Annotated in this window: 17 protein-coding genes; 10 read left to right on the top strand and 7 right to left on the bottom strand. The window is 44.4% G+C overall.

Annotated elements, in window-relative coordinates; all coding sequences use genetic code 11:
- Window positions 1-36 precede the first annotated feature (36 nt).
- Window positions 37-429, bottom strand: coding sequence for a cystatin domain-containing protein (locus OCV52_RS22635; RefSeq protein ID WP_061032179.1), 393 nt, complete (start codon window positions 427-429; stop codon window positions 37-39).
- A 205-nt stretch (window positions 430-634) separates the two neighbouring features.
- Window positions 635-3,064, bottom strand: coding sequence for a M9 family metallopeptidase (locus tag OCV52_RS22630; protein WP_137406261.1), 2,430 nt, complete (start codon window positions 3,062-3,064; stop codon window positions 635-637).
- A 415-nt stretch (window positions 3,065-3,479) separates the two neighbouring features.
- Between OCV52_RS22630 and OCV52_RS22625 the strand changes: the two genes are divergently transcribed.
- Both OCV52_RS22625 and luxN read left to right on the top strand, forming a co-directional pair.
- Window positions 3,480-4,658: an acyl-homoserine-lactone synthase gene (locus OCV52_RS22625; protein WP_137406260.1), complete on the top strand. Its 1,179-nt coding sequence runs from the start codon at window positions 3,480-3,482 to the stop codon at window positions 4,656-4,658.
- A gap of 6 nt (window positions 4,659-4,664) precedes the next feature.
- Window positions 4,665-7,280, top strand: coding sequence for a quorum-sensing autoinducer 1 sensor kinase/phosphatase LuxN (gene luxN / locus OCV52_RS22620; protein ID WP_137406259.1), 2,616 nt, complete (start codon window positions 4,665-4,667; stop codon window positions 7,278-7,280).
- 142 nt (window positions 7,281-7,422) lie between these two features.
- On the opposite strand, the gene OCV52_RS22615 is transcribed toward luxN, so the two are convergent.
- Together OCV52_RS22615 and OCV52_RS22610 are read right to left on the bottom strand one after the other, a co-directional pair.
- Window positions 7,423-8,616: an MFS transporter gene (locus OCV52_RS22615; protein WP_137406258.1), complete on the bottom strand. Its 1,194-nt coding sequence runs from the start codon at window positions 8,614-8,616 to the stop codon at window positions 7,423-7,425.
- Window positions 8,617-8,716: 100 nt separating this feature from the next.
- Window positions 8,717-9,466 carry a helix-turn-helix domain-containing protein gene (locus OCV52_RS22610; RefSeq protein WP_137406257.1) on the bottom strand — a complete coding sequence of 250 codons (750 nt, stop codon included), beginning with the start codon at window positions 9,464-9,466 and terminating at the stop codon, window positions 8,717-8,719.
- Window positions 9,467-9,784: 318 nt separating this feature from the next.
- On the opposite strand from OCV52_RS22610, the gene OCV52_RS22605 reads away from it, so the two are divergent.
- The 4 genes from OCV52_RS22605 (at window position 9,785) to OCV52_RS22590 (ending at window position 13,712) form a co-directional block, all read left to right on the top strand.
- Window positions 9,785-11,116: an MFS transporter gene (locus OCV52_RS22605; protein ID WP_137406256.1), complete on the top strand. Its 1,332-nt coding sequence runs from the start codon at window positions 9,785-9,787 to the stop codon at window positions 11,114-11,116.
- Window positions 11,117-11,239: 123 nt separating this feature from the next.
- Window positions 11,240-12,121 carry a DMT family transporter gene (locus tag OCV52_RS22600; RefSeq protein WP_137406255.1) on the top strand — a complete coding sequence of 294 codons (882 nt, stop codon included), beginning with the start codon at window positions 11,240-11,242 and terminating at the stop codon, window positions 12,119-12,121.
- A 232-nt stretch (window positions 12,122-12,353) separates the two neighbouring features.
- Window positions 12,354-12,605: a hypothetical protein gene (locus OCV52_RS22595; protein ID WP_137406254.1), complete on the top strand. Its 252-nt coding sequence runs from the start codon at window positions 12,354-12,356 to the stop codon at window positions 12,603-12,605.
- A gap of 117 nt (window positions 12,606-12,722) precedes the next feature.
- Entirely contained in the window at window positions 12,723-13,712 is a 990-nt protein-coding gene (locus OCV52_RS22590) for a zinc-dependent alcohol dehydrogenase family protein (protein ID WP_137406253.1), read from the top strand.
- A 124-nt stretch (window positions 13,713-13,836) separates the two neighbouring features.
- Here the strand turns inward: OCV52_RS22590 and OCV52_RS22585 are convergent, their stop codons facing one another.
- The 3 genes from OCV52_RS22585 to OCV52_RS22575 all read right to left on the bottom strand — a co-directional run bounded on the left by OCV52_RS22585 (window position 13,837) and on the right by OCV52_RS22575 (window position 16,624).
- Window positions 13,837-14,784 (bottom strand): FecCD family ABC transporter permease, encoded by a 948-nt coding sequence (locus OCV52_RS22585; RefSeq protein ID WP_137406265.1) that lies wholly within the window; start codon window positions 14,782-14,784, stop codon window positions 13,837-13,839.
- 86 nt (window positions 14,785-14,870) lie between these two features.
- Entirely contained in the window at window positions 14,871-15,833 is a 963-nt protein-coding gene (locus OCV52_RS22580; protein WP_137406252.1) for an ABC transporter substrate-binding protein, read from the bottom strand.
- A complete protein-coding gene (locus OCV52_RS22575; protein WP_029225988.1) occupies window positions 15,830-16,624 on the bottom strand; it encodes an ABC transporter ATP-binding protein in 795 nt (264 codons plus the stop codon). Before OCV52_RS22575 ends, OCV52_RS22580 begins: the two co-directional genes overlap by 4 nt.
- 353 nt (window positions 16,625-16,977) lie before the next feature.
- Between OCV52_RS22575 and OCV52_RS22570 the strand changes: the two genes are divergently transcribed.
- The 4 genes from OCV52_RS22570 (at window position 16,978) to OCV52_RS22555 (ending at window position 22,201) form a co-directional block, all read left to right on the top strand.
- Window positions 16,978-17,688: an ABC transporter ATP-binding protein gene (locus OCV52_RS22570; RefSeq protein WP_137406251.1), complete on the top strand. Its 711-nt coding sequence runs from the start codon at window positions 16,978-16,980 to the stop codon at window positions 17,686-17,688.
- Window positions 17,675-20,185 carry an ABC transporter permease gene (locus OCV52_RS22565; protein ID WP_137406250.1) on the top strand — a complete coding sequence of 837 codons (2,511 nt, stop codon included), beginning with the start codon at window positions 17,675-17,677 and terminating at the stop codon, window positions 20,183-20,185. The genes OCV52_RS22570 and OCV52_RS22565 overlap by 14 nt, the downstream gene beginning before the upstream one ends.
- On the top strand, window positions 20,185-21,315 hold the full coding sequence (locus OCV52_RS22560) for a lipocalin-like domain-containing protein (protein ID WP_137406249.1): 1,131 nt from the start codon (window positions 20,185-20,187) through the stop codon (window positions 21,313-21,315). Before OCV52_RS22565 ends, OCV52_RS22560 begins: the two co-directional genes overlap by 1 nt.
- A gap of 472 nt (window positions 21,316-21,787) precedes the next feature.
- Window positions 21,788-22,201 carry an RDD family protein gene (locus OCV52_RS22555; protein WP_137406248.1) on the top strand — a complete coding sequence of 138 codons (414 nt, stop codon included), beginning with the start codon at window positions 21,788-21,790 and terminating at the stop codon, window positions 22,199-22,201.
- Window positions 22,202-22,225 lie beyond the last annotated feature (24 nt).

Below are 22,225 nucleotides of genomic sequence, written 5' to 3'. Positions count from 1 at the left end.
TTTGTGTGAGACGTTATATTTGATAGCTAGCTTAGACTACTGACACAAACGGCCTTGCTGCGCGGCCTGAACCATTTCGATATCGCCTTGTAGAGAGCGGTATACAATCGTATTCCACACTTCACCATTATCCATTTCAAACTCAATCGCGTAATTCAAACCAGCCACCACTTGAGTTCGAACACTCAAGATTTGTTGAAGCTTTGCAGACGTGTTCATTTGGCTAAGCACGGCGTCTAGCGCTTGCTCTGCTTGTGGTGTGACTTCACTTTTCGACCAACCACCAGTTAGGTTTTTAGTACTACAGATCGGATTCGTATTCTCTTGTGACTGAGTCATCACTTCACCATTCTGACTGCATCCAGCCAGAGCAACCACGCCAACTAAAGTCGCAACTCCAAGTAGTGATGTTAATCGTGCTTTCTTCATAGATCCTCACTAAATAAATCATTCAGTTTTAACAAGTGACCACACCGTTATCTCGATGTTTCATATGCTTACAAGCTTAAACCGCCAATGTCATCACTTCATCAGAGATTATGGTGCAAATACTCTATAAACACAGAAAACTGTCAGAAGAACAAAGCCGAGTGTTTATACTCGGCTTGTTATCTATATATTCGAGATTTGTACCTTAATGAAAATAGACTAACATCTCGACATCATCACCTTGCTGTTCTGCACTTAACAAGAAGTGTAAGTACCCTTCCTCAGTCACAGGTATTTGTAGATACTCATTGCTGCCACGATAATCCGACGCATAGTCATGCTGCCCAACGGTTGGCCAATATGCACCGCTTGCAAACAGATCAACATTACCTTTCTCTGCTGGATCATTATTTTGATCGATTAGCCATACGCGAACTTCTTGTACACCCTCTGGAACATAAACGGCAGCGTAACGTTGTTGATGAACAGTAAACAGATGAGCTTTACCAGATTCTAATACCACAGGTGTTAGGTCATCTTGCTCTGGAGACTGTGGAACGGGTTGTTCTGTTTCCAAAGATGCAAACAGCTTCACCCCGTTGAATTCAGTTCGTCCCGTAACGCTCATGTAGTAACGACCGAGCTTAATATATCCCGTCGCCTCTGGCTCAAATACCACCACCTCATTGCTGCCACTGCCATACTGGCTGAACTCAAAGTCATAGTAATGCGCAGCGCGGTTGTAGCTCATGTAGAGATCAGCATCCCCTTGAGGTTTCCCTTCAATTAACACCTCAAAGTGTGTGGTGTTCTCAGGGACGTCAACATAAAATAGCTGCTCACTGTATGCTTCACCGCTCAACACTAGGCTTTGGTTGGCAATAAGAGTCTTGATTTGATCACTTGGTTCTGTCGGTTCAGTTGGTTCTCCAGGCTCAGGTTTGTCTTCACTTGTTACCGTATCTAGCCAACGTTCAAATTCACCGTCGTACTGTTGGCCAAGCACTTTTACCTGCTTTGCCCATTCAGCAAACTGACCAGAACGAGACAGTGCCAGTAAGCTTTGCACTTCATTGGGGTGCTCCTCTAGCATAAAGCGAGTCGCTAAATACCCCCATCGGTAAATACGATTCGAATCATGAGAGTAAGTGGTTGCAAACACATCCGATAGGCGCATCTTGCCACTATCAATTAAGCGTATTGCGGCATCGTAGCCTAGCTTGTAGTGCATATATTCGGCGAAACCTTCTAACCACCACACTACGTAGCCATGAGCCAAGTTATCATTAAATGAGCCATATAGATTGAAGCGTGCATCTAGGTAATGCATGTATTCATGTTCAAAATTCAGAATGGAGAGCTCATCCCCATTGTCGTAACGGTAAGCCACGAAACGCGCGACATTATCCAAGCCGGCCGGATTACCTTCTAAGTACTGACCACCGTTATCTGTCGTATTGCCAAACAGGAATGAAGAGTAATCAGTATAGCTGCCTTTGTTACCAAATACCGCGATCTCAACATTATTATTGTTGTCGTCAGCGACCGGTTGCTGCCCAGTATTAGCCACTTGGTGAAAGTCTGCCTCTTTTGCCGCCAATACATCACATGCCTTTGCAGCTTGTGACTCGGTTAGATTTTGAGAGCGAAGAATAGCAGGACCTTGACACTCGTAGCGGTTAGGTAAGATACGTCGAGCAACGTCGCGTTTCGCCTGTTCAAGATCGAGCCCGTTCAAACCCTCTGGTGCAAAGTAACCCAGCATTTCTACCGCCGCTAGCCACAGTTTGTCGTGCTGACTACCCAGTGGATTTTGCGCCATCACATCTTGCATCACCTGCAACGCTTTATCTTTAGTCGCTTTATCTGGGCTTGCTAGCAACCTTCCAGTCTCGCGCACCGCGTTATAAACCAGAAAACTTGCGTCAGTATCCAAAGCCCAGCGATTTTCGCGAGCAAACGTCGCTAGTGTATCTATATGTTGAGTGTTGTTTGCTAGGTAGTCGTAGAAGTCATCTCGAGCGGCATGGCCGGCCATCGCTCTAAATAGATTATTGAGCCCATCGACCCACTGTGTGTCTTGCGCCGTTTCACGGTTGAAATGGCTAAGTGCCGCAAGTTGTGCATCCATAGTGAGTGAAAGCTGCTTCACGTTGTCGACCATTAGAGTCAGGCTCTTCAGCGCACCAACTTGTTCTCGCCCTTGATTTAGCGAATTAGGATTAGCAAGAAATGCATTGGTTGAGTGTGCAAAGCGCTCGCTCAACGCCTCTGAAAAATCTTCTTCTCGCGCGTTATAACGAACGTAATAAGCTGCGCGTACAAATTCACCTAAGTTTTCAAGCTTGCGTGCTTGCTCAGATTCGCCTTGGTAACGGGCTATCTCTAAGTTCAGTAGATTACTAATTTGGATCAGGCTGTTTTCGCTGTAGATATTGGTTAACGAACTTTTTGATGCAGAGAACCAAGAGCTATAACAACTGTTGTCGGCTAGTGAAACCGCAAGAGCGAGATCAGGTGATAATTGAAGTTCAGACACCTCACATTGGCTTTGAGCAAAAGAGAAAGTAGATGCACTAGAAAGTAAGCAAGCGAGCGCCAAGCGATGACGTGGAAATAAACGAGTATGAAGCATAATTATATTTGTTAATTGTATATTTGGCTCGTCGTTATATTCCCTACAATTATAAAGGTGAATTTAGTTGCGTATTAGTTATGAGATTGCTTCAAAAAATAGATATTTAGTATCAGTTTATAAAACCAAAGGTTTATGCTCACTAGCTACATGTTAGGCTAGGCGTATGAATTGCTCTTAAGTTATTGAGAAAAAACTAATTTAGAGCTTTATAATCTAGAAAAAGTTCGGTTGTTAAGAAAATACGCAAGTAGTAGACTTGCGCTCGATTATGCAACTTGTTTTTAATCTCGTAGACACAAGCAACGTTATTTGTACACACGAAAATAACGTTAGTTCAAGGCTTACATAATATAAGTGTCAGGGAATAAGTGCAGATCGAATAAAAATAATTATATCAATCTAGGTTAACACCATGAAACTACTATCGTCTTTAAACTCGCTATTGGCTAGCGATGAGTCTATCGAAAAGCAACAACGAGCACTAATAGATCTCGTCATCAATACTTATCATACCGAGCAGCGCACCGCTCTTTTCCAAACCGTTACTGACTATCGACGAAACCTCCTTGAATCTTTGTTCCCGGAGCATCAAAACAAAAGCTTGTCAGTGTTGTTTGAGTTGATGGACTATCGCGAACTCATTAAGCGATACCCAAGCACCTTGAACCCTGAATTGGTTTTGTTAGAGAAGGCCGCAAGCCAATGTTATATGTCATGGTTAGACTTTTGGTGCGAATGCGAGATTGCCGTAATAAAGGCAAGATCACCACTGAGCGATCCTCCCAACTCACGTATCGAGTTACCTATTAAAGATTCCGCGTATTATGGCGCGATCATTGAGCACATCGAGTCCGATTCACTCATGGTACAAACACCATGCCATCCACAAGCCATGCCCATCAATGATGCGATTGCTTTAAGTAATCTAGAGATCTTCATAAAGGGTGAAAAATGGTATGAGATGCTGCCTTTATTACACCTTTCGCAATCTGGTAAACACTTTGTCTTGCTCAAGCACCCAGTAGATGAAGCGTTTCCAACACTAGTATCCTCGGCACTTCTGCAAGACTGGTCAACCAAGGACACTTGGTTAAGCTATGCGCCTCCCTTCAGTAATGAACACTGGCAATATTCTATGCCACTTCGCAGCTATGATGAACTGACAAGGTTGAAACTCTTTACACCGCCAGATCTATCGCAATGCAATTCTATTGTGCAGTTTGATCATCACTTCCAGTTACAGATATCCGATACATTGGTGCTTTGTGAAATACTTCGTCTAACCGTCAACGGGAATACCACACAAAAGCTCTTCTTCCTCTATCTTGCACAAAAAGAAATGATTAATCTTTTATACCAAGCCAACTATAAAATAGGCTTCACCATAATTGATCAACCATTGATACTCGACTTTTACAAAGCAATCGGCCCCAAAGCTTACTTTCATTTAGGCGTATGTGATTTAAATGGAAATGGTACGAAGACCTATCGCGGGCTGTGGAATATTAAACTCATGTTAAGAGCGTTTGAGCAAGTTAACTTTCGTGACTACCGACGTATGCTTCGTGAAAACAAAAACACTACGTGGTAATCAACAATGATCGTTTTTGATTTTAACTTAGAAACCATCTCCTATGCGAAAGCAATTATCCTTCTTGCAACTTTAGCAATTGTTGTCATGTGGCTATTTTACTATTGCATTCGCTTGCGACAAAAAAATGAAAGTATTTGGCGATCACATCATGCATCTTATATTGCTTATTCCTGCTGTATAATTGCATGGATAGGATGTAATGCATATTTCCATACTGACTTACTTGTGTTGTTGGGGATGGATACAGCGATCTTCATGGCTAAGTTTGCAAACATTGCCTCTTCTTTGGCTTTTGCTTTTGCTTTTTACTTCTCATGTCAGCTACACGCAGAGCAGAGAAAAGACAACGTTTACTTTTGGCAACGTCTCACCTTCAGCCTACTGGTTACATATTCATTATGTGTAAACTTACAACAAGATCAGACAGTTAAGTACGTGGAAGTGCTAGGACCAAGTCAGTTCAGTATAGAGTTTGGGCCACACACCTCATACTTTTTCAACGCTATGCTTTGCTCTATGCTGCTCACTTTATTCAACCTACTAGCTATGAGGGTCAATAGTAATCGCCTAACACTCGCGAAAACTAGCTATATGATATCTGGGATACTAGTCTACATGCTATCCACTCTAGCGATACAAGTCGGAATGACTTACTTCCTCAAGGACTTTTCGCTAACTTGGCTACCTCCCGCACTCTCCATTAGCGAGATGATGTTTGTTGGCTATGCTCTTCTGACTTCACGTTTCTACAGCGTGAAATATCTTGCTTACATTGGTCTTAATACACTTTTAGTATGCATGATTTTAGCAATTCCATTCGGCGTGATATTCATCCCCCAAACTGACGATAACCAATGGTTAATCGCGATCCCAATCTGTGCGATGATCGGTATCACCTGGCACGTACTCTACAAACGTGTTAGTCACTATGCGTCTTTCTTCGTTTATGGAAACAAGAAGACCCCAGTACAGCAAATACTGGCCTTGGAAGAAGATTTTAAACTGTCGATTGACGATGCAATGCGCCGTTTAGGTCAGCTGTTGCAAATCCCTGAAGACAAGCTTCGTCTTGTTAATAGCAACTACAACGAAACCTTCTACGAAGACTATCTTTCAACAAACGAGTCAGTGCTGGTGTTCGACGAGTTATCTCAAGAGCTGGATTACAAAACACCCTCCAAACTTTCGCTCAAAGCACTGTATGACAAGATGAGTTTGAACAATACCGCCTTGGTTATGCCATTGTTCGGGCAAGGGAAGTCTGTCACACATTTACTGGTATCGTCGCACAAAAGCAATGATCAAATGTTCTCTAATGAAGAGATTTCAGCGCTACAGACCTTACTGGCCCGCGTTCAAAGTACCATAGAAGCCGATAGACGAGTCCGCCAAAGCCGAGCACTCGCCAACTCCATAGCCCATGAGATGCGTAACCCACTTGCTCAAGTACAACTTCATTTCGAGGTCTTGAAACAGCATATCGAAAACCAAGCCCCAGAAAAGCAGGTCCAACTTGACATTGAAAATGGACAAGCGGCCGTTCAGCGCGGGCGACAACTAATTGATATTATATTACGAGAGGTTAGCGACAGCTCACTTGACCATGGACCGGTCTCAATGACTTCAATCCACAAAGCAATAGATCAAGCCGTCAGCCACTATGGTTTTGAAAACGAGAAAATCATCGAACGTATTCGCTTACCTCAACACGCAGATTTTGTGGCAAATCTAAACGAAACTTTATTCAATTTTGTAATTTTCAATCTTATCCGCAATGCAATTTACTATTTTGATTCGTACCCAAATAGCCAAATCGAAATCAGTTCCCAAGTCGGTTCTTACGAAAATATCCTCACTTTCAGAGATACAGGGCCAGGCATTGATGAAGCGATCAGACACAAGATCTTCGACGATTTCTTCTCTTACCAAAAAAGCGGTGGTAGCGGCTTGGGGTTAGGCTATTGTCAACGAGTCATGCGTTCATTTGGCGGCAGAGTGGAGTGTCAATCCGAGCGCGGCCAATTTACTGAGTTCCATCTTTATTTCCCTGTGGTACCCAATGCACCAAAAGCGGACACTTTACGGACACCTTACTTTAACGACTGGCAGCAAAGCCAGACCCATGTCGAAAAAGCCGATGAAGCCGTCTTACAGCCCCAAAACATCAGAACTGAAGAAAAAAAATCCGATGCAATAGCTACACAAGTTACTACGAATAGCATAGCCCCAACCGTGCTCATCGTTGACGACAAAGAGGTGCAACGTACCCTTGTTCAGATGTATCTAACCAGACTGGGCGTAAACAGCCTGCAAGCAAAAAATGGGGAAAATGCCATCGAACTGTTTAGGAAAAATCACGTCGATTTGATATTAATGGATGTACAAATGCCAGTCATGAATGGTTTTGAAGCAAGTCAGATCATCAAGGCACGCTCACCTAACACGCCTATCATCGCTCTTTCTGGTGAGTCAGGCCAGCGTGAACTAGAGATGATCGCACAGTTAATGGATGCCCGCCTAGAAAAGCCAACATCCATAGACGCTCTGAAAATTGTGCTCGATAAATGGCTGTACAAAAACACGGCAACAGAGGCTTCCAAAGAAGCGGAGAGTGAATAGTTGGTTACCCATTATTGGTGGCTGATAAGCGCATCAATAGTTAATCAAAAATCCCCTCAGAAGTTTATTTTGAGGGGATTTTTTGTGGGTACAATTAGGTGGTCACATTACCAATTCAATCAGTTATCTAACTCGAACTTGGTTAAGCGACCGGTACTTCATACGTTTTTCGCTGGCACATGTACATAGTAATAATTGCAACGCAGCTAATCAGAGACAATAACCAGCAGCTCAAAACCATCACCTCGTGAGTTGCTGGAACGAGGGATAAACAAAACGTAAAACCAAATGCTCCAATCATCTGAAGAGCACCGTAGATAGCACCAACCTGCCCCTTGTGATTAGGAAACAGATACAATGCCGAAACACCTGCTATTGCTAATAAGAATGCGGAACCAAAAGCCATCACCGCGAACCCAAATAACATTATTGAATAGCTATGCAGCAAAAGGCTTAATGTTATGACAACGCTACCCAAAACCTGAATCAGACCACCATAGACTAGAGTCATATTTTCGCTGATACGATGTTTCAGAAACTGGTTCCAAATTAATCTGGATACTACGCTACTCACTATCAAAACCATTGATCCTACGCCATAATCCGCGGCCGTTAGATCAAACTGATTCTGAGCAACAAAAGAACCCGTTACTTGGAAAAGCAATAGGCAACTTGTCCCGCTAAACATCATTGCCAAATAACACAGAAACGTTACGTTTGATGTGATGAAAGCATAGTCTCTTAGTATCTGTTTAGGCTTAATGGCATCTGGATTCTTGTGACTGATCGTTTCGCGTTTCATGACTGAAATAATCAACAGCGTTGCAGTCGATAAACATGCCATGAAGACAAAATTACCTTGCCAACCAAAGTGCTGAGTCAGATATCCCCCCAAAATGAGCGTTAGACCAGGTAGGCTCATAAATAGAATCCCATACCAAGCAAGTATCCCCATGAGTTCAGACTTGCTGAATGCGTCTTGAAGGATAGTGCGGCAAAGTAGATAAAGGCCACCAACACCTAAGCCTTGGATTACCCTGCCCAGTAATAGAACATTTATGCTGTCAGCCATAAGAGATGTCATCGAACCAATCACAAAGATCACAGATGAAAGAACAGCGACGGGCTTTCGTCCATACCGCTCGGACAACGGTCCGCAAATTAGCTGACTGCATGCTAAAGCGATAAAAAACAGGCTCAAAGTCTGCTGTACTAACGCCTCTGATGTACGCAGTTCACTTTGTATATCTGGAAAGCTTGGCGTATACATACTCGACGCAAAAAAATAGCTCGATGCCATTAAGATGCTGATAAATACAATAGTTATTTTAGACACTCGATTTCCCATAAACGTTAAGAACAGAGCATCATGTTAAAAAGATCCTCAAACTAAGTTTTTGGGTGAAGCGCCACGATGTTTACAATTTACGCCAAGTTTAATTCTGGGGTGCTTTTTTCTGATGTTCTTTAAATGCAGTAGAGAAAGCAGATAGGCTTGAGTACTCAAGTTCGAATGCAATTTCAGTAGCACTAATCCCTTTTGCCATCATTTTCTCAGCACGCTCCATCACTACTTTTTGGCGAATCTCCCTGAAAGATGCTTTGAAACTAGTCAAAAAAAGTCGGTTTAAAGTACGTACAGAAGCCCCTGTTTGTTTAGACAAGTCTGAGATAGATAACTTAATACTCGGCTTATTTGATAATGCATCAATTACCGGTAGCAGCCTTCTGTCCATACCTTCCTTTGCAATTAACGGATTGTCGACTGCCTTACAGAGGGTGCATTGATCCATGAGAACCTGAATATAATGGGGCTCAAGCTTTGGCTCCGGCCCACCATTTTCCCATAAGCTGAAAAGTTGAGTAACGATGGGAGAAATATCCAAGATACATATTTCGGTGAGTTCAGGGATTGAACCTAGTGGTAGGCGAAGTAAGGAGACCTGTGACTGCTTTAAGGCATCCGCACGATGTGGTACGCCAGCTGGAATGTAAATTAAAGAGCCGGGCATAGAGAGCAAACTATCCTTGTCAGTAGAGATAATTTGGCAACCTTGATGTATAAAAACTAAGTGAGAGTAATCATGGCTGTGAACCTCACTCGAATAATGAGATTCATAATGTTTAACCATCACCTGATGATCATCCAAATTAATTATCTCCCCCAGCCTTTCGTTATGATGCATCCAAGTACCACTCCTATTTTTAATCGGCATCCCATTCATATTCTCAAGTCATCGATCAATCGAGTCTGGTTCTCTGACACTACCTCTGATAAACGCGGAATTATTTATATCTTACGACAACTCTTATCGATGACACGACAATAAGTCGGAACAATGCTAGTCCCCTAGTCGCTATACTTCATAAAGGAACATATAAGCCCCGCACCAGCTCAATGCTCTCTAACTAGGTCAGACGTCGATCATTTTTGAACAATTTCATGATTTAAAAGGAGAAAAGAGTTATACATAATAATGTGTTATTTAATCGACTAATTCATCATGACGCTCAAAGAAATCCTAAAAATTCCCAATGTTCGCTACTTCCTAATGTTTCGAAGCAGCTACTTTGCGCGTTTTTATTACCCAGTATTCACTCTACTCTACTTAGATTACGGCCTAACCCTTTCGCAATTTGCCATGCTTAACGTAGTGTGGGCGGCGACCATCGTACTTGCTGAAGTCCCATCTGGAGCATTTGCCGACACCTTGGGTCGTAAGAAGCTAGTGGTGCTCTCGTCCCTTGTGATGTTTGTTGAAATCGCCATGATAGCCTTAGTACCGACTGAAAATCCAAACTTAGTGTTCATGGTCTTTTTGGTCAACCGGATACTCAGCGGGTTAGCCATGGCATTAGCAAGCGGTGCTGATGAAGCACTGGCGTATGACACTTTAAAAGAACAAGGCAATGAGGAGCTATGGCCTCGTGTGTTACAGATCCAGCTTCGTATCGCCTCAAGCGTCGGCATCTTTGTCACCTTGATCGGTGCGGCGATGTACGACGTGAATTTCATGGCGAACATCTTTCATTTCCTTGGATTAGCCGAGCCTGAAAGCACCAAAGACCTGATGCGTATTCCTGTACTTGCCACACTATTGGTCGCGCTACTCGCGATTTATGCTGCAGTAAACATGCGTGAAGAAAAGAGAGTGATGCCGAATGGTCAAACGAAGTTAGCCACGACCATCGCCAGCCTCAAGTTAACCGCTGATACAGGTAAGTGGGTGCTCGCTACGCCCTACGTGCTTTTCATACTGCTCTACTACAGCCTGTTCGAACACACATCGCGCATGTTCCTCACTATGAACAGCCAATACTATCTTGCCATCGATATTCCAATTATTTACTTCGGTTTTATTGGCGCGGGAATCAGTCTATTAAAAATCATTTTGGCAGGCCAAAGCCGCAGACTGGCAGAAAGTATCGAGCCGAAAACCTTTATTATCGTCATGGGCTTAGCAAGTATCGCTACCTACTATTGGATCAGTTTGGGTTGGTCAATCTATGGGGTAATTCCTGCACTGGTGCTTATCTTTATCATCATGACGATGAACATTTTTATCAGTTACCACCTGAACAAAAAGACCGAGTCGCATAACCGCGCCACCGTTCTTAGCTTCAAAGGTTTGATGTTTAACCTCGGTTATGGGCTGATCGGTATTTTGTATGCTTACTACTACAAATTGGTTTCTAACAATTACTCCGAGCAAGAGATAGAGCAAAACCTCGCGTTCTTGGCGTCGCTATCTTCGTTCTGCTATTACTTCGCCTTTCTGTTCGTAATAATCAGCGGGTGGTTCTACTTCAAAAACAAGAAGGCACCGATCTTTTAAATTTCAGTGCCATGCCAAATCGGGGCAAAGGTGAAGCTCTGCTCATAAAAAGACCGCTTTCACTTCTCAGCAGGTAATTTTTTGTTAACATAATCATTAAATTACCTCACACACGGAAGCGCCATGTCTTTTAGTTGGATCGCCTTTACCCTGCTTGCTGCCTTTAGCCAATCTTGGCGTAATGCCTTTCAAAGCAAATTAAGTGGCACCATGAGCGTGGCTGGTGTGACGCTAGCAAGATTTATATGGGCAGGTCCGATCGCACTGCTCTACCTCTACGCTTTGTATCAATGGCAGCCAGTCTCCGCGCCCAATTTTTCCAGTGAGTTTATTTTCTATATCGTTGCCGCAGCAATCATGCAGATCCTCGCGACCGGCTTGATGGTGATGCTATTTAAGCTCGAAAACTACGCCATAGGTGCAGGGCTTGCCAAATGTGAAGCTCCTGTTTCTGCTGTACTTTCCGTGTTGTTTTTTGGTACGGCGTTGACTGTTACAGGTTGGATAGGCGTATTGATCGGCACATTGGGCGTGCTCATCATGAGTAGCGCTTCTGGTTGGCGAAGCCTCTCTCCTAAAGTCTTTTGCTTGGGTATGGCATGTAGCACCGCCTTTGCCTTGACCTCGCTTGGGGTACGTGAAGCGAGCCTAAGTATTGGACTCCCTTTCCCTCATAGCGCTGCTTGGGTGCTGTTTTTGGTCATTAGCCTACAGACATTAATTATCTGCACGTTTCTCCTGATTAAAGAGCCAGATACATTGCGCCTGATATTCAAAAAATCAAAACGGGTTGTGATGACAAGCCTAGCGAGTGTGATTGGTTCTCTTGGCTGGTTTAGCGCGATGTCTCTTCAAGCCGTGCCATACGTGAAAACATTAGGCCAAGTCGAAGTGGTCTTTATGGTACTAATCTCCTACTTCTGGTTAGGGCAGAGCATTGCCCGCAAAGACATCCTTGCGCTGATATTGCTTTCCGTCGCTGCAATCCTTGTGATGTGGCAATAGAGGCTATTGTTGCAATAGAAAGCTTCGTGGTAATCAAGAGTTATGTGCTAATAAAGAGCTGCGTGGCAATAAACAGTAAGGTTTATGCCCACTTTTCAGTTACTCTCTCCAAACCTTTACGCCGTCTAAAAATCATACGATGGCGTAAAATGATAAGAACCACCTTCCCATAATTTTTATAGTGCGCCTATCAGCTATCCACATATAACTTTAGCCAATAGGAAAACAATCTATGAAAACATTTGTTCAAATCACTCTAGCCACGATCCTTGCGACAACGTCAATGATGACACTGGCAGAAACAATAAACGACGCTCACTCTCAAGCCGAAGCTACAACCGTAAAACATGAATCGATGACAGTAACGCTTAACGATAAACACTTTGCGCCTACGGCAGCTACAGTCAATGCAATAAGTACTACACAGACAGCCACACAAGCGTCAAACAACAAAACAAAGTCAGCACAAGAATCCGACATATAGTCTCAAAATCAGTGACACGAAAATGAGTTACTTGGTTGAACAGCACCAGTCTGGCATTATGAACGCGCTATCTAGAAAGCGAATACGTTCACTTAACCCAACTTAAGTAATCGACTCATGACAGATACCAAAAGAAACACCCGAATTAGCCAGTTCCGATTCGGGCAGCCGAAAGAATCTCTCAAGATCGAGCATGTCACTTTAGGGGCACTCGATATAGATAAGGTTCGAGTACAAATTGAAGCGACCAACATCAACCCTAGTGACCTATTGTCGATTTACGGTGTTGGGCAATACAAACACAGCCACCAGCCGCCCAGAGTGCCAGGGTTTGAAGCAGTAGGTACGGTTGTAGAGTCTAGCCACTCTGAGTTTACTGTGGGCCAGCGAGTGCTCGTGGCAACAAGTGGAACATGGCAGAAATACGTCGATGTTTCACCTGACAATCTTTTCCACCTGCCTCAACATCTAGATAACGGATACGCGTGTCAGTTGTACATTAATGCACTCACCGCATGGATACTGACAACTGAAGTAGCAAAGTTGACCCAAGAAGATGTATTAATCATCAACGCTGGCAGTTCAGCCATTGGTAAAATTTTCTCCCAACTATCACAATCGCTTGGCTTTCAAACCATTGTTGTAACGTCACAACCCAAACGCGCTCTTACGACTTCAAAGCATGTGTTGGATACCAAAAATGACTTGGTTGCACAAATCAGGCAACTTGGCCTACCTCAACCAACTGTTGCTTTTGATGCGATTGGCGGGTCACCCGGAACAGATCTCATTCATACACTGGGCAGACAAGGGCGCTTTATCAACTATGGCACGCTGTCTCTGGATTTTTATGAGCCACGCTTCTTCGAATACGCAAAAGATCACGCTATCGATTTCAGCACCTTCTTCTTGAGGTATTGGGAAGAAGCTGAAGGTAAAAAAGTACGCCGTGACAAATTCGAGTCCATGCTCGATCACTTCATCGAGAGCGAGATTCAACTAGAAGTCGACCGTTATTTTCCTCTCGAACAAATTCAGACAGCCATTGATCTTATTGAATCAAAAACTACACGATTAGATGGCAAGATCATCTTGCTGCCTGCTTAAGTTGAAGAGATTTAGGAATGCACTTTCAACCACCAGAGTGATGGTCGAAAGTGCCAGTGTGAAAATAGTGGTTAGAATTCCATAGGCTCTATGGTTAGTGAATTTTCCAGATTAAACCAACAAGCTACTTGCGCCAGACAAGATACAAAACAAACAACCCACCCAACGCCGCAGTTACAATCCCGACAGGAAGTTCTTGTGGTGCCAATATCGTCCTACTTACCACATCCCCAAAAAGCAAAAGCACCGCCCCCCAAAGTGCGATCAAAGGAATGGCTCGTTTATGGGTTACCCCAGAAAACGGTCGAACAAGATGAGGGACCATCAAACCAATGAAGCCAACCACGCCTGTCATTGCCACGATCGATGCGGTGCAAAACGCACAGCAGAGAAAAATCTCACTTTGTAGGCGATGAACGTTGATGCCCAATGAGCTAGTCGTTTGCTCACTCACTAATAAAGTGTCGAGTTCGCGATAACGCTTAACCACTAAGGCAACCAGACACAGCACACCCACCAGCGCAAAAATCAAGTTATCCCAACGAGCAAGCCCAAGACCTCCCATCGTCCAGAACAAAATTGAGCTCGCCGCTCTTTTATCGCCGGAATAGATTAAAAAGCTGGTGATTGCTCCAAATAAGAATGAAATCGCCAAACCACACAAGATCAGGTTGTCGTTACCCTTTTTCTTCTGCATAGAGAACAGAATCAAAACTGCTGTGGCTGAAACAATACCTCCTGAGAACGCCGCCACCGGCAATGACCAAATGCCCAAGGCATCACCCAATTGAGTGATCACCAATACTGCACCAGCAGACGCACCTGATGACAAGCCAAACAGAAATGGATCCGCTAAGTCATTGCGTGTCGACGTCTGGAGTAAGGCTCCTACCATCGCCAGCCCCGCACCAGCAATAACAGCTAATAACGCCCTAGGTAACCTAAGGTCGAACAGTATTCTGCTTGTCATATCAGGGCTTGGATCATTAAAAGAGATCAATCCAACCATCACCTCTTTAAAAGAAAGAGGGACAGAGCCAAATTGTAAGCTCATCATAAAGGCGAGCAGCATTGCGCCGATACCCATCAACCAAACTGCTCGATATTTATCAAATAAAATCAAAAGACTACTACTCTTTTCGATAATAACCTTGCCTGCTATTCAGAAACAAACGCGGCTGCAAGTTTCTCAATAGCATCTATATTGGCTGGCCCAGGAGTTAGCTGCTCATAACGCAATTTGACATAGCGACCAGCAGTCACCGCATTGGTGTATTTCATTAACGGATGAGCTTCTAGAAAACGTTGCAACGAACCGGCGCCACTTGCAGTTTGGTAGTCGAGAAGAATGATGACATCCGGGTTGGCGCTAGCCACATTTTCCCAAGAAGTTCGTGCCCAGCTTGCTTCCATATCACCTGTAATATTTTGTCCACCGGCTGCTTCAATCATTGCATTAGGTATTCCGTACTTACCTGAAGTAAAAGGCTTGTCTTCACCGGAATCAAACAGAAAGACTTTGGGACTAGGTTTTCCTGACGCTTTTTGTTGTTCAGCGACTTTTGCAATTCTCTCTTTCCAACTGTTCACTAAAGCCTCGGCCTCTGACTGTTTATCGAAAATAACGCCTAGCTTTTCCATATCATCATAAAGCAGGTCCATGGTAGCGCCTTGCTTTTGGCTCTGAGTATGAATACAGCTTTCCGACAACACTAAGGTATCGATTCCATAGGGTTTCAGTGTTTGAGGCGTCACTTCTCCCCCTACTTTCATCCCGTAATTCCAGCCAGCAAAAAAGAAATCGGCATCCAAGGCAATCAATGTTTCTAATGACGGGTACTTAGGGGAAAGCTCTGGAATATCGCCTAAACGTTGTTTGAATGAACCAGACATCTTGTACCAACCAGTAATGCCCGTCACACCCACCAAATCCTCCTGAAGGCCAAGAGCAAATGCCATATCAGCCATGTTTATGTCATGCACGACCGCACGCGAAGGGTGCTTCTTAATCGTTAGTGGGCTTCCGCAATTATCTACCGTAACGGGGTATTGAGTGCTTGTTGCATGGGCAATAGATAAAGGTAAAAGACACAAAAGGCTAGAAATTACAGGCCACTTCATTGGGCTGCTCCTATTAGAGATAAATTAGAGTGATTGGATGCAGCTTCAAAGTGATGGATGGTGCTGCACATATTGGGGTGATTGAACGACAAAACGCGCAATCCAAAAACGGGCACCATATAGCGGTCTTGAATGACCGTATCTGGCGATGCAAATGTGACCATTTTTTGGCCAGACATCAGAAGAACTTTATCGGCAAATGGGGCGACTAAGGGCAGATCATGCAGCACAACAACTGATGCAATGCCGCGTTGTTTAATAAGGCTCAGAAGTTCAAGACGAGCCAGAGGATCAAGGTGGTTAGTCGGCTCGTCTAGCAATAAAAGCCTAGGCTCTTGTGCAAATGCTCGTGCAATACTTGCACGTTGTTGTTCACCACCCGATAACTCACCAAAGCTATGTTGGCTTTTATGCAATAGCCCAACATCTTCCATTGCCTGTTTGACTGCTCGCTTGTGCTCTTTCGCACTGCAGCAGAAAGTGTGCGGCGTACGCCCCAAGCCAACGTATTCAGAGACACTCAAACGGGGATCCACATGCTCATGTTGCGTAACCACCGCGACCTTTTTCGCTACCTGCTGCCTTGCTAGACTTTCAAGTTCGATACCAGACAACAACATCTCACCGGCAACGGCTTTGTACTCGCCTGTAATTCCTTTTAGTAAGCTAGACTTTCCACTTCCATTCGGCCCAATGATGGCAATACACTCCCCATCATTCACGTCAAATGTCACATCCGAGACCGCCCTCCAGTTTGCTAAACCATTGGCGCAGAGCCCCTTCACTGACAATACAGGTTTATTCAATTTCCCCACCGAGTATCAAAAAATAACTTTCGGTTATGTTATAACATAACAACAAATTAAAAATATAGTTATTAATAAATAATCTTAGAAGGTGCCAATCAACGCGAGAAACCCCGAGTACCCTAACCGAGCCTAGAGAATAACAACCTATTTAGGGGGTACTTATCCAGCTACCAACTGATCCATTCCTTCAACAATCAAGTACAAGTTACTAATAATTCGATATAAATCGCTCTAATCTCTGAAATTGTCGTCTACAGTTTGAGAGAGTCTATCGTGATAGTAATCGCCAACACATAACACCTTTGGCAATCGCTTTTTGATTACAAGGAGAGGAAATGGAAAGCCCAGTTGTCACACTGCAACAGGCCAGTAAGAGCTTTATTGATGGCAAAGAGAGCCATCAAGTACTGGACAATATCGACTTCAATCTAGGGACTGGTGTCAGCGTTGCTTTGACTGGGTCAAGCGGCAGTGGCAAGAGTACTCTACTCAATCTAATTGCGGGCTTTGAACCTCTTTCAGAAGGCGAGTTATGGCTCGATGGTGAAAATACCTCAGCTTGGAAAGACCAACACTGGAGTCGTTTCCGCCACCAAAAGCTCGGCGTTATTTTTCAGCAGTTCAACCTGCTCACCCCACTCAACGTAAAACAAAACATCGCCTTTCCATTGCATTTAAACCAACAGAAATGGGGAGCTTGGTGTGATTACTTAGTCGAAGCATTAGGTATCAGTAAACTACTTAATAGACACGTATCAGCCCTATCTGGTGGACAACAACAGCGTGTCGCTATCGCTCGAGCGCTGGCTCATAAACCTAAACTTTTGCTTGCAGATGAGCCCACAGGCAACCTAGATCATAAAGCAGGGTTGGAGGTGATGAGATTACTAAGTGAGATCACAACACAAGGCAACACCGCTGTATTATTGGTGACGCACAGCCCTGAATGCGCCGATTTTATGCAGAGGCAGCTGGTCTTGGACAATGGAAGTCTCAAGCATATAGGCCAAAATCAAGCCAGTGAGATGACTCATGCTCAAGGCTAATGCTACTAACGCGCCTGCTCACTTAAAGGTTGCGCACACCAAACTCACGCTAAACCTATTCGCGGCGCACTATCGTCAGTCACCATTGCAAGCCGCGGCGATCTTGATTGGCATTGTGCTAGCGGTCACCTTGTTTGTCGCGGTACAAGCCATCAACTTGAATGCCAAACGCAGCTATGCAGAATCCACCGAACAACTGAGCGCTCAGGCTCAGAACCTAATCATTCCACCAGCAGGACAAAACTACCTACCTGAGTCGCTCTACTTCAAGCTAAGACAAAACGGACTCAGCGCGGTACTACCTGTGATTGAAGGGCGTGTGAGAGACGAGCAAGGACGTCGTTGGTCAATCCAAGGTAGTGAGCTCATCGCCGCTCTCACATCAAGATTTCGCTACTCCGAAGGGAACGAACAAAGCATATCTCTTTTTGATAATGCACTTCCCCTACCTCAACTCTTAGCAGGCAAGCCCATAGTAATGATGAGCCAGTCGCAGCATCAAAGCTTAGACGAAGTGGAAACGCTGATCCTCGATGACATCGTTACCCAAGTGGTTGTGCTGCCTGATGAGTGGCAACTGGGGAGTCGAATGCTGATGGACATAGGATTCGCTCAACAACTGCTCAACAAACAAGGTCAACTGAGCTATATCGCCGTTTTTAATGTCGAGAACCAACCACAAGATAACTGGCAGAGTCTCATCGCAGAACAAGGGCAATGGATCACTAACAACCAAAGTACCGATCTCGGCTCAATTACCGACAGCTTTCACCTCAACTTAACTGCCATGAGCTTACTCGCGTTCTTGGTAGGTTTGTTTATCGCTTATAACGGTGTGAAATACAGTTTACTGAAACGTAATCGACTACTGGTTCAAATTCAGCAAGCCGGTGTGGCACCAAGCATGGTATTTTCAGCTTTGCTTATTGAGCTTACCGTTCTGGTCACCCTAGGAGCTGCACTCGGTTTCATTTTGGGTATTCAATTAAGCCACTGGCTCCATCCTACCGTGGCGATCACGCTGGAGCAACTTTACGGAGCAACACTTCTGCCTGGCACATGGCAGTGGTCATGGTTAATTCAGGCCTTATTGCTCACCTTAGCCGCCACACTTGTTGCCTGCTGGCAGCACTTTAAACAACGCATTCACCAACCGCTCTCCTCTCATGGTGGCTTTTATCAAGCGCCAGAGGCTTCAAACGAAAACCAACTGTTTATTATTGGAACAACACTCACGGGTATCGCATTAGCTGGCTTGTGGCTTAGCGAACATCACCGCCTCACCATGGCGTGGCTTGGTGTATTAGTGGTATCTATTCCTTTGTATCTGCCTAAAACGCTCAGCGTATTAGCAAAGTGGAGTGAACAGCGCACTCAGTCGGGGTTGATGCAGTACCTGTTTGCTGAGTTGCGAGAGCTCATATCTTCACTTTCCCTTGCCATGATGGCGCTGCTGCTTGCTGTAACGGCTAATATGGGAATGAATACCTTAGTAGGCAGCTTTGAATCGACTCTAAAGCAATGGTTAGAACAGCGGCTGCATGCCGACATTTACGTGAGCCCGGCTCAAGGCGAAATCGCCAACGTAGAACGTGCATTAGAGCAGTTTGAGAACGTTGAAACCGTTTATAAGCAATATTATGTCGACGATAACTTACAAGGTTTGCCCACGTTACTCGGTACCAAAGACAAAGATACATTAGCGCAAACCATGGTATTCCAATCGCAGCTAGATAACTTTTGGCAGCGCTTTCACCAAGGTGAACTGGTTGCGATAAGCGAACCCACGGCGGTGAAGCTTGGTTTGTCTTTGAACAGCAAACTTAAGCTCGACTCTATTCCAAACAAGTCACTAGTCGTCGGTGCGATTTTCCACGACTACGGCTCACCCAATGGCGAGGTATTGCTTGCCCCTAATTTATGGCTTGAAAGCGGTTTTACTAACTTGCCGACTAGCCTAGGGGTTAAAGTCTCTGGTGACCAACAACAAGTCTACGAACAGCTGCGCCAGCAATTGAACTTGCACCCAAGTCAGCTCTACGATCAAGCGCAGATCAAATCCCTCGCTTTAGATATCTTTTCACAAACCTTCGCCATTACACGCGCACTAAATGGCGTCACCTTGATGGTTGCCGTCATTGGCCTGTTCTGTGCGTGTTTCATGCTGCTCGATGCTCGTAAGGCCGCTATCGCACGGTTGTATGCACTTGGCATAAGCCGCAAAAAGTTAATGGCGATGGTTCTCGGGCAAATCGTTGTGCTTGTGACCTTTACTTTGGTTATCGCCATCCCACTTGGTGCGATGGTTGGCTACGTACTAACAGACATCGTCACCCTTCGCGCCTTCGGTTGGAGCTTAAATTATCAGTGGAATTGGAGTGATACGCTCAGTATTTCCTTCATCACAATTATTGTGGCTGTGATTGCAACACTCATTCCTCTATGGCGCTTGGTCAGTAAGCCTGTGGTGTCTAGTTTGCAAAGTGAGGTGTTGTAATGAACATTGGCTTGAAAAGTAAGTTAATCAGACTATCTGCTCTCTCACTGGGTCTGCTATCTCTATGGGGTTGTGACAAGGTCGATCCGAATTCCGCTCAAGACATGGGATCAATACTCGGCGGGAACAGCGAACAGCAGAGTGATCAATTCAGTCCCGTCATTAAAGGCGTTGAACTCACCTTCCCTGAAGACCATCAAACACACCCGAGTTTCCGTCATGAGTGGTGGTACCTAACAGCCAACCTCATCGATGAGGACGGCAACACACTAGGCGTACAATGGACACAGTTCCGCTTTGCCGCAGCTCCAGAAAACAGCGCCGAACAAAACAAGTTAACCGCATGGCAAAGCCAGCAGATCTACATGGCACACAGTGCCGTTACCACCGAAGACAAACACTACGCCGATGAAAAATGGTCGCGCGATCAAGCTGAACTGGCAGGCGTAAACACATCACCATTTCGCGTCTATCTTGATGATTGGCAATGGACATCTTCTACTGATGACTTGTTCCCTGCCACATTAAATGCTAACTCAGAGCAGTTTGGCTACTCGTTAACACTGACTAGCGACGCTCCCTACCAAAAACAAGGAGAGCAAGGCTACAGCACCAAAAGCGGTGACGGAAAAGTCGCATCCTACTACTACAGCCAGCCATTCATCGATGTATCAGGCGACGTGACGATTGATGGCGTGACACATCAGGTTTCAGGCAAAGGTTGGATAGATAGAGAGTGGAGCTCGCAGTTCTTACTCGATTCACAACAAGGCTGGGATTGGTTTGCACTGAGACTCAGTGATGAAACGAGCCTAGTCGTATTCCAACTGCGAAACTCAGCAACAGGCGAAGCCAGCTATGCTCACGCAAGGCTGATGCAGCAAAATGGTTCTGGCACTGCCATTTCACAGCAAGACATTACTCTCACTGTAACCAAACAAACAGTAATTGATGGGCGCGATTATCCAACAGAGTGGCTGGTTTCAATTCCAAGCCAGCAAATAGAACTGACAGTCTCGGCACTCAACCCAAAAGCAAAAATGTCACTATCGGTTCCCTATTGGGAGGGTCCAATCTCAATTAAAGGAACACACTCAGGTACAGGCTATATGGAGTTGACTGGGTATTAGGTGTGTCTGAGCAATCATAAAGCAATGACAATAAAAAGACATAAATTAACCAGCCACCTATTCAAATCGAACGATCTTGTCACAGCGTAAAGTCATATTCACTACAACATCAAAAAATTAAATACAACCAAGTCAATAAGTAAATGCGCACCTAAAAACGCAACCATTCAATAGTGAGATTCCGTTTTGTGAAGCGATCATGCATCGACGTCTGTTTAATAAATACTAACAAGTATAAGTTTTAGATATATTACCAAGAGTAAAAACAACAAAAGCTAATAGCTTAATATTTGGCTACGCGGTTCATTCTTTACAGGCAACACCATCACGATTTTCAGGATCATCATCCAAATTAATTGCCCCTGTATGTTAGAGAGTATCCGTCCAAGGAGGTCACAGCGCGCTCAAACATAGCTAGGTGGACCTGACATTATCAAGCAACTCAAATATCCAATTCATATAAAGGGAAAAAGTGAAAAACAATAGTGACAGTGTAATTACAGCGCATAAGCTAGCAAGCCCAGGGCGTCGTTATGTAGGGGAGCTCATCGATACTTTAATTAGTGCTATCATATTCATGCTTTTTCTTTCGTTAGGTAATTCAATCGGCTTATCTCAAGATATAACAGGTTGGTCAGCGAGCTTGATAGCAGCTTCGTACTTCCTACTTTCTGATGGTTTACCGAGAGGTCAAAGTATTGGCAAGAAACTACTGGGAATTTCGGTTATAGATTCGGTTACAGGAGAAAGTTGTAGCTTAACACAATCACTCTTTCGCAATTTGCTATCACCATTGCTTGGCATTATCGACGCATTTTTTATTCTTGGTAAAAAGAGACAGAGAATAGGTGACAAGTTGGCGAAAACGGTCGTCATCGTTCACTAGCTACAAACAATGACAGCTTGGAGA

The sequence above is a fragment of the Vibrio chagasii genome, from assembly GCF_024347355.1.
Classification (GTDB): domain Bacteria; phylum Pseudomonadota; class Gammaproteobacteria; order Enterobacterales; family Vibrionaceae; genus Vibrio; species Vibrio chagasii.
Note: the sequence above shows the minus strand (reverse complement) of the source record. Positions and strands in the feature narration are given on the sequence as shown.

Bases quoted from the DNA above. Each gene is read 5' to 3' on its own strand.
- OCV52_RS22635 (WP_061032179.1), bottom strand. From the start codon at position 429: ATGAAGAAAGCACGATTAACATCACTACTTGGAGTTGCGACTTTAGTT.
- OCV52_RS22630 (WP_137406261.1), bottom strand. From the start codon at position 3,064: ATGCTTCATACTCGTTTATTTCCACGTCATCGCTTGGCGCTCGCTTGC.
- OCV52_RS22625 (WP_137406260.1), top strand. From the start codon at position 3,480: ATGAAACTACTATCGTCTTTAAACTCGCTATTGGCTAGCGATGAGTCT.
- luxN (WP_137406259.1), top strand. From the start codon at position 4,665: ATGATCGTTTTTGATTTTAACTTAGAAACCATCTCCTATGCGAAAGCA.
- OCV52_RS22610 (WP_137406257.1), bottom strand. From the start codon at position 9,466: ATGCATCATAACGAAAGGCTGGGGGAGATAATTAATTTGGATGATCAT.
- OCV52_RS22605 (WP_137406256.1), top strand. From the start codon at position 9,785: ATGACGCTCAAAGAAATCCTAAAAATTCCCAATGTTCGCTACTTCCTA.
- OCV52_RS22600 (WP_137406255.1), top strand. From the start codon at position 11,240: ATGTCTTTTAGTTGGATCGCCTTTACCCTGCTTGCTGCCTTTAGCCAA.
- OCV52_RS22595 (WP_137406254.1), top strand. From the start codon at position 12,354: ATGAAAACATTTGTTCAAATCACTCTAGCCACGATCCTTGCGACAACG.
- OCV52_RS22590 (WP_137406253.1), top strand. From the start codon at position 12,723: ATGACAGATACCAAAAGAAACACCCGAATTAGCCAGTTCCGATTCGGG.
- OCV52_RS22585 (WP_137406265.1), bottom strand. From the start codon at position 14,784: ATGCTGCTCGCCTTTATGATGAGCTTACAATTTGGCTCTGTCCCTCTT.
- OCV52_RS22580 (WP_137406252.1), bottom strand. From the start codon at position 15,833: ATGAAGTGGCCTGTAATTTCTAGCCTTTTGTGTCTTTTACCTTTATCT.
- OCV52_RS22570 (WP_137406251.1), top strand. From the start codon at position 16,978: ATGGAAAGCCCAGTTGTCACACTGCAACAGGCCAGTAAGAGCTTTATT.
- OCV52_RS22565 (WP_137406250.1), top strand. From the start codon at position 17,675: ATGCTCAAGGCTAATGCTACTAACGCGCCTGCTCACTTAAAGGTTGCG.
- OCV52_RS22560 (WP_137406249.1), top strand. From the start codon at position 20,185: ATGAACATTGGCTTGAAAAGTAAGTTAATCAGACTATCTGCTCTCTCA.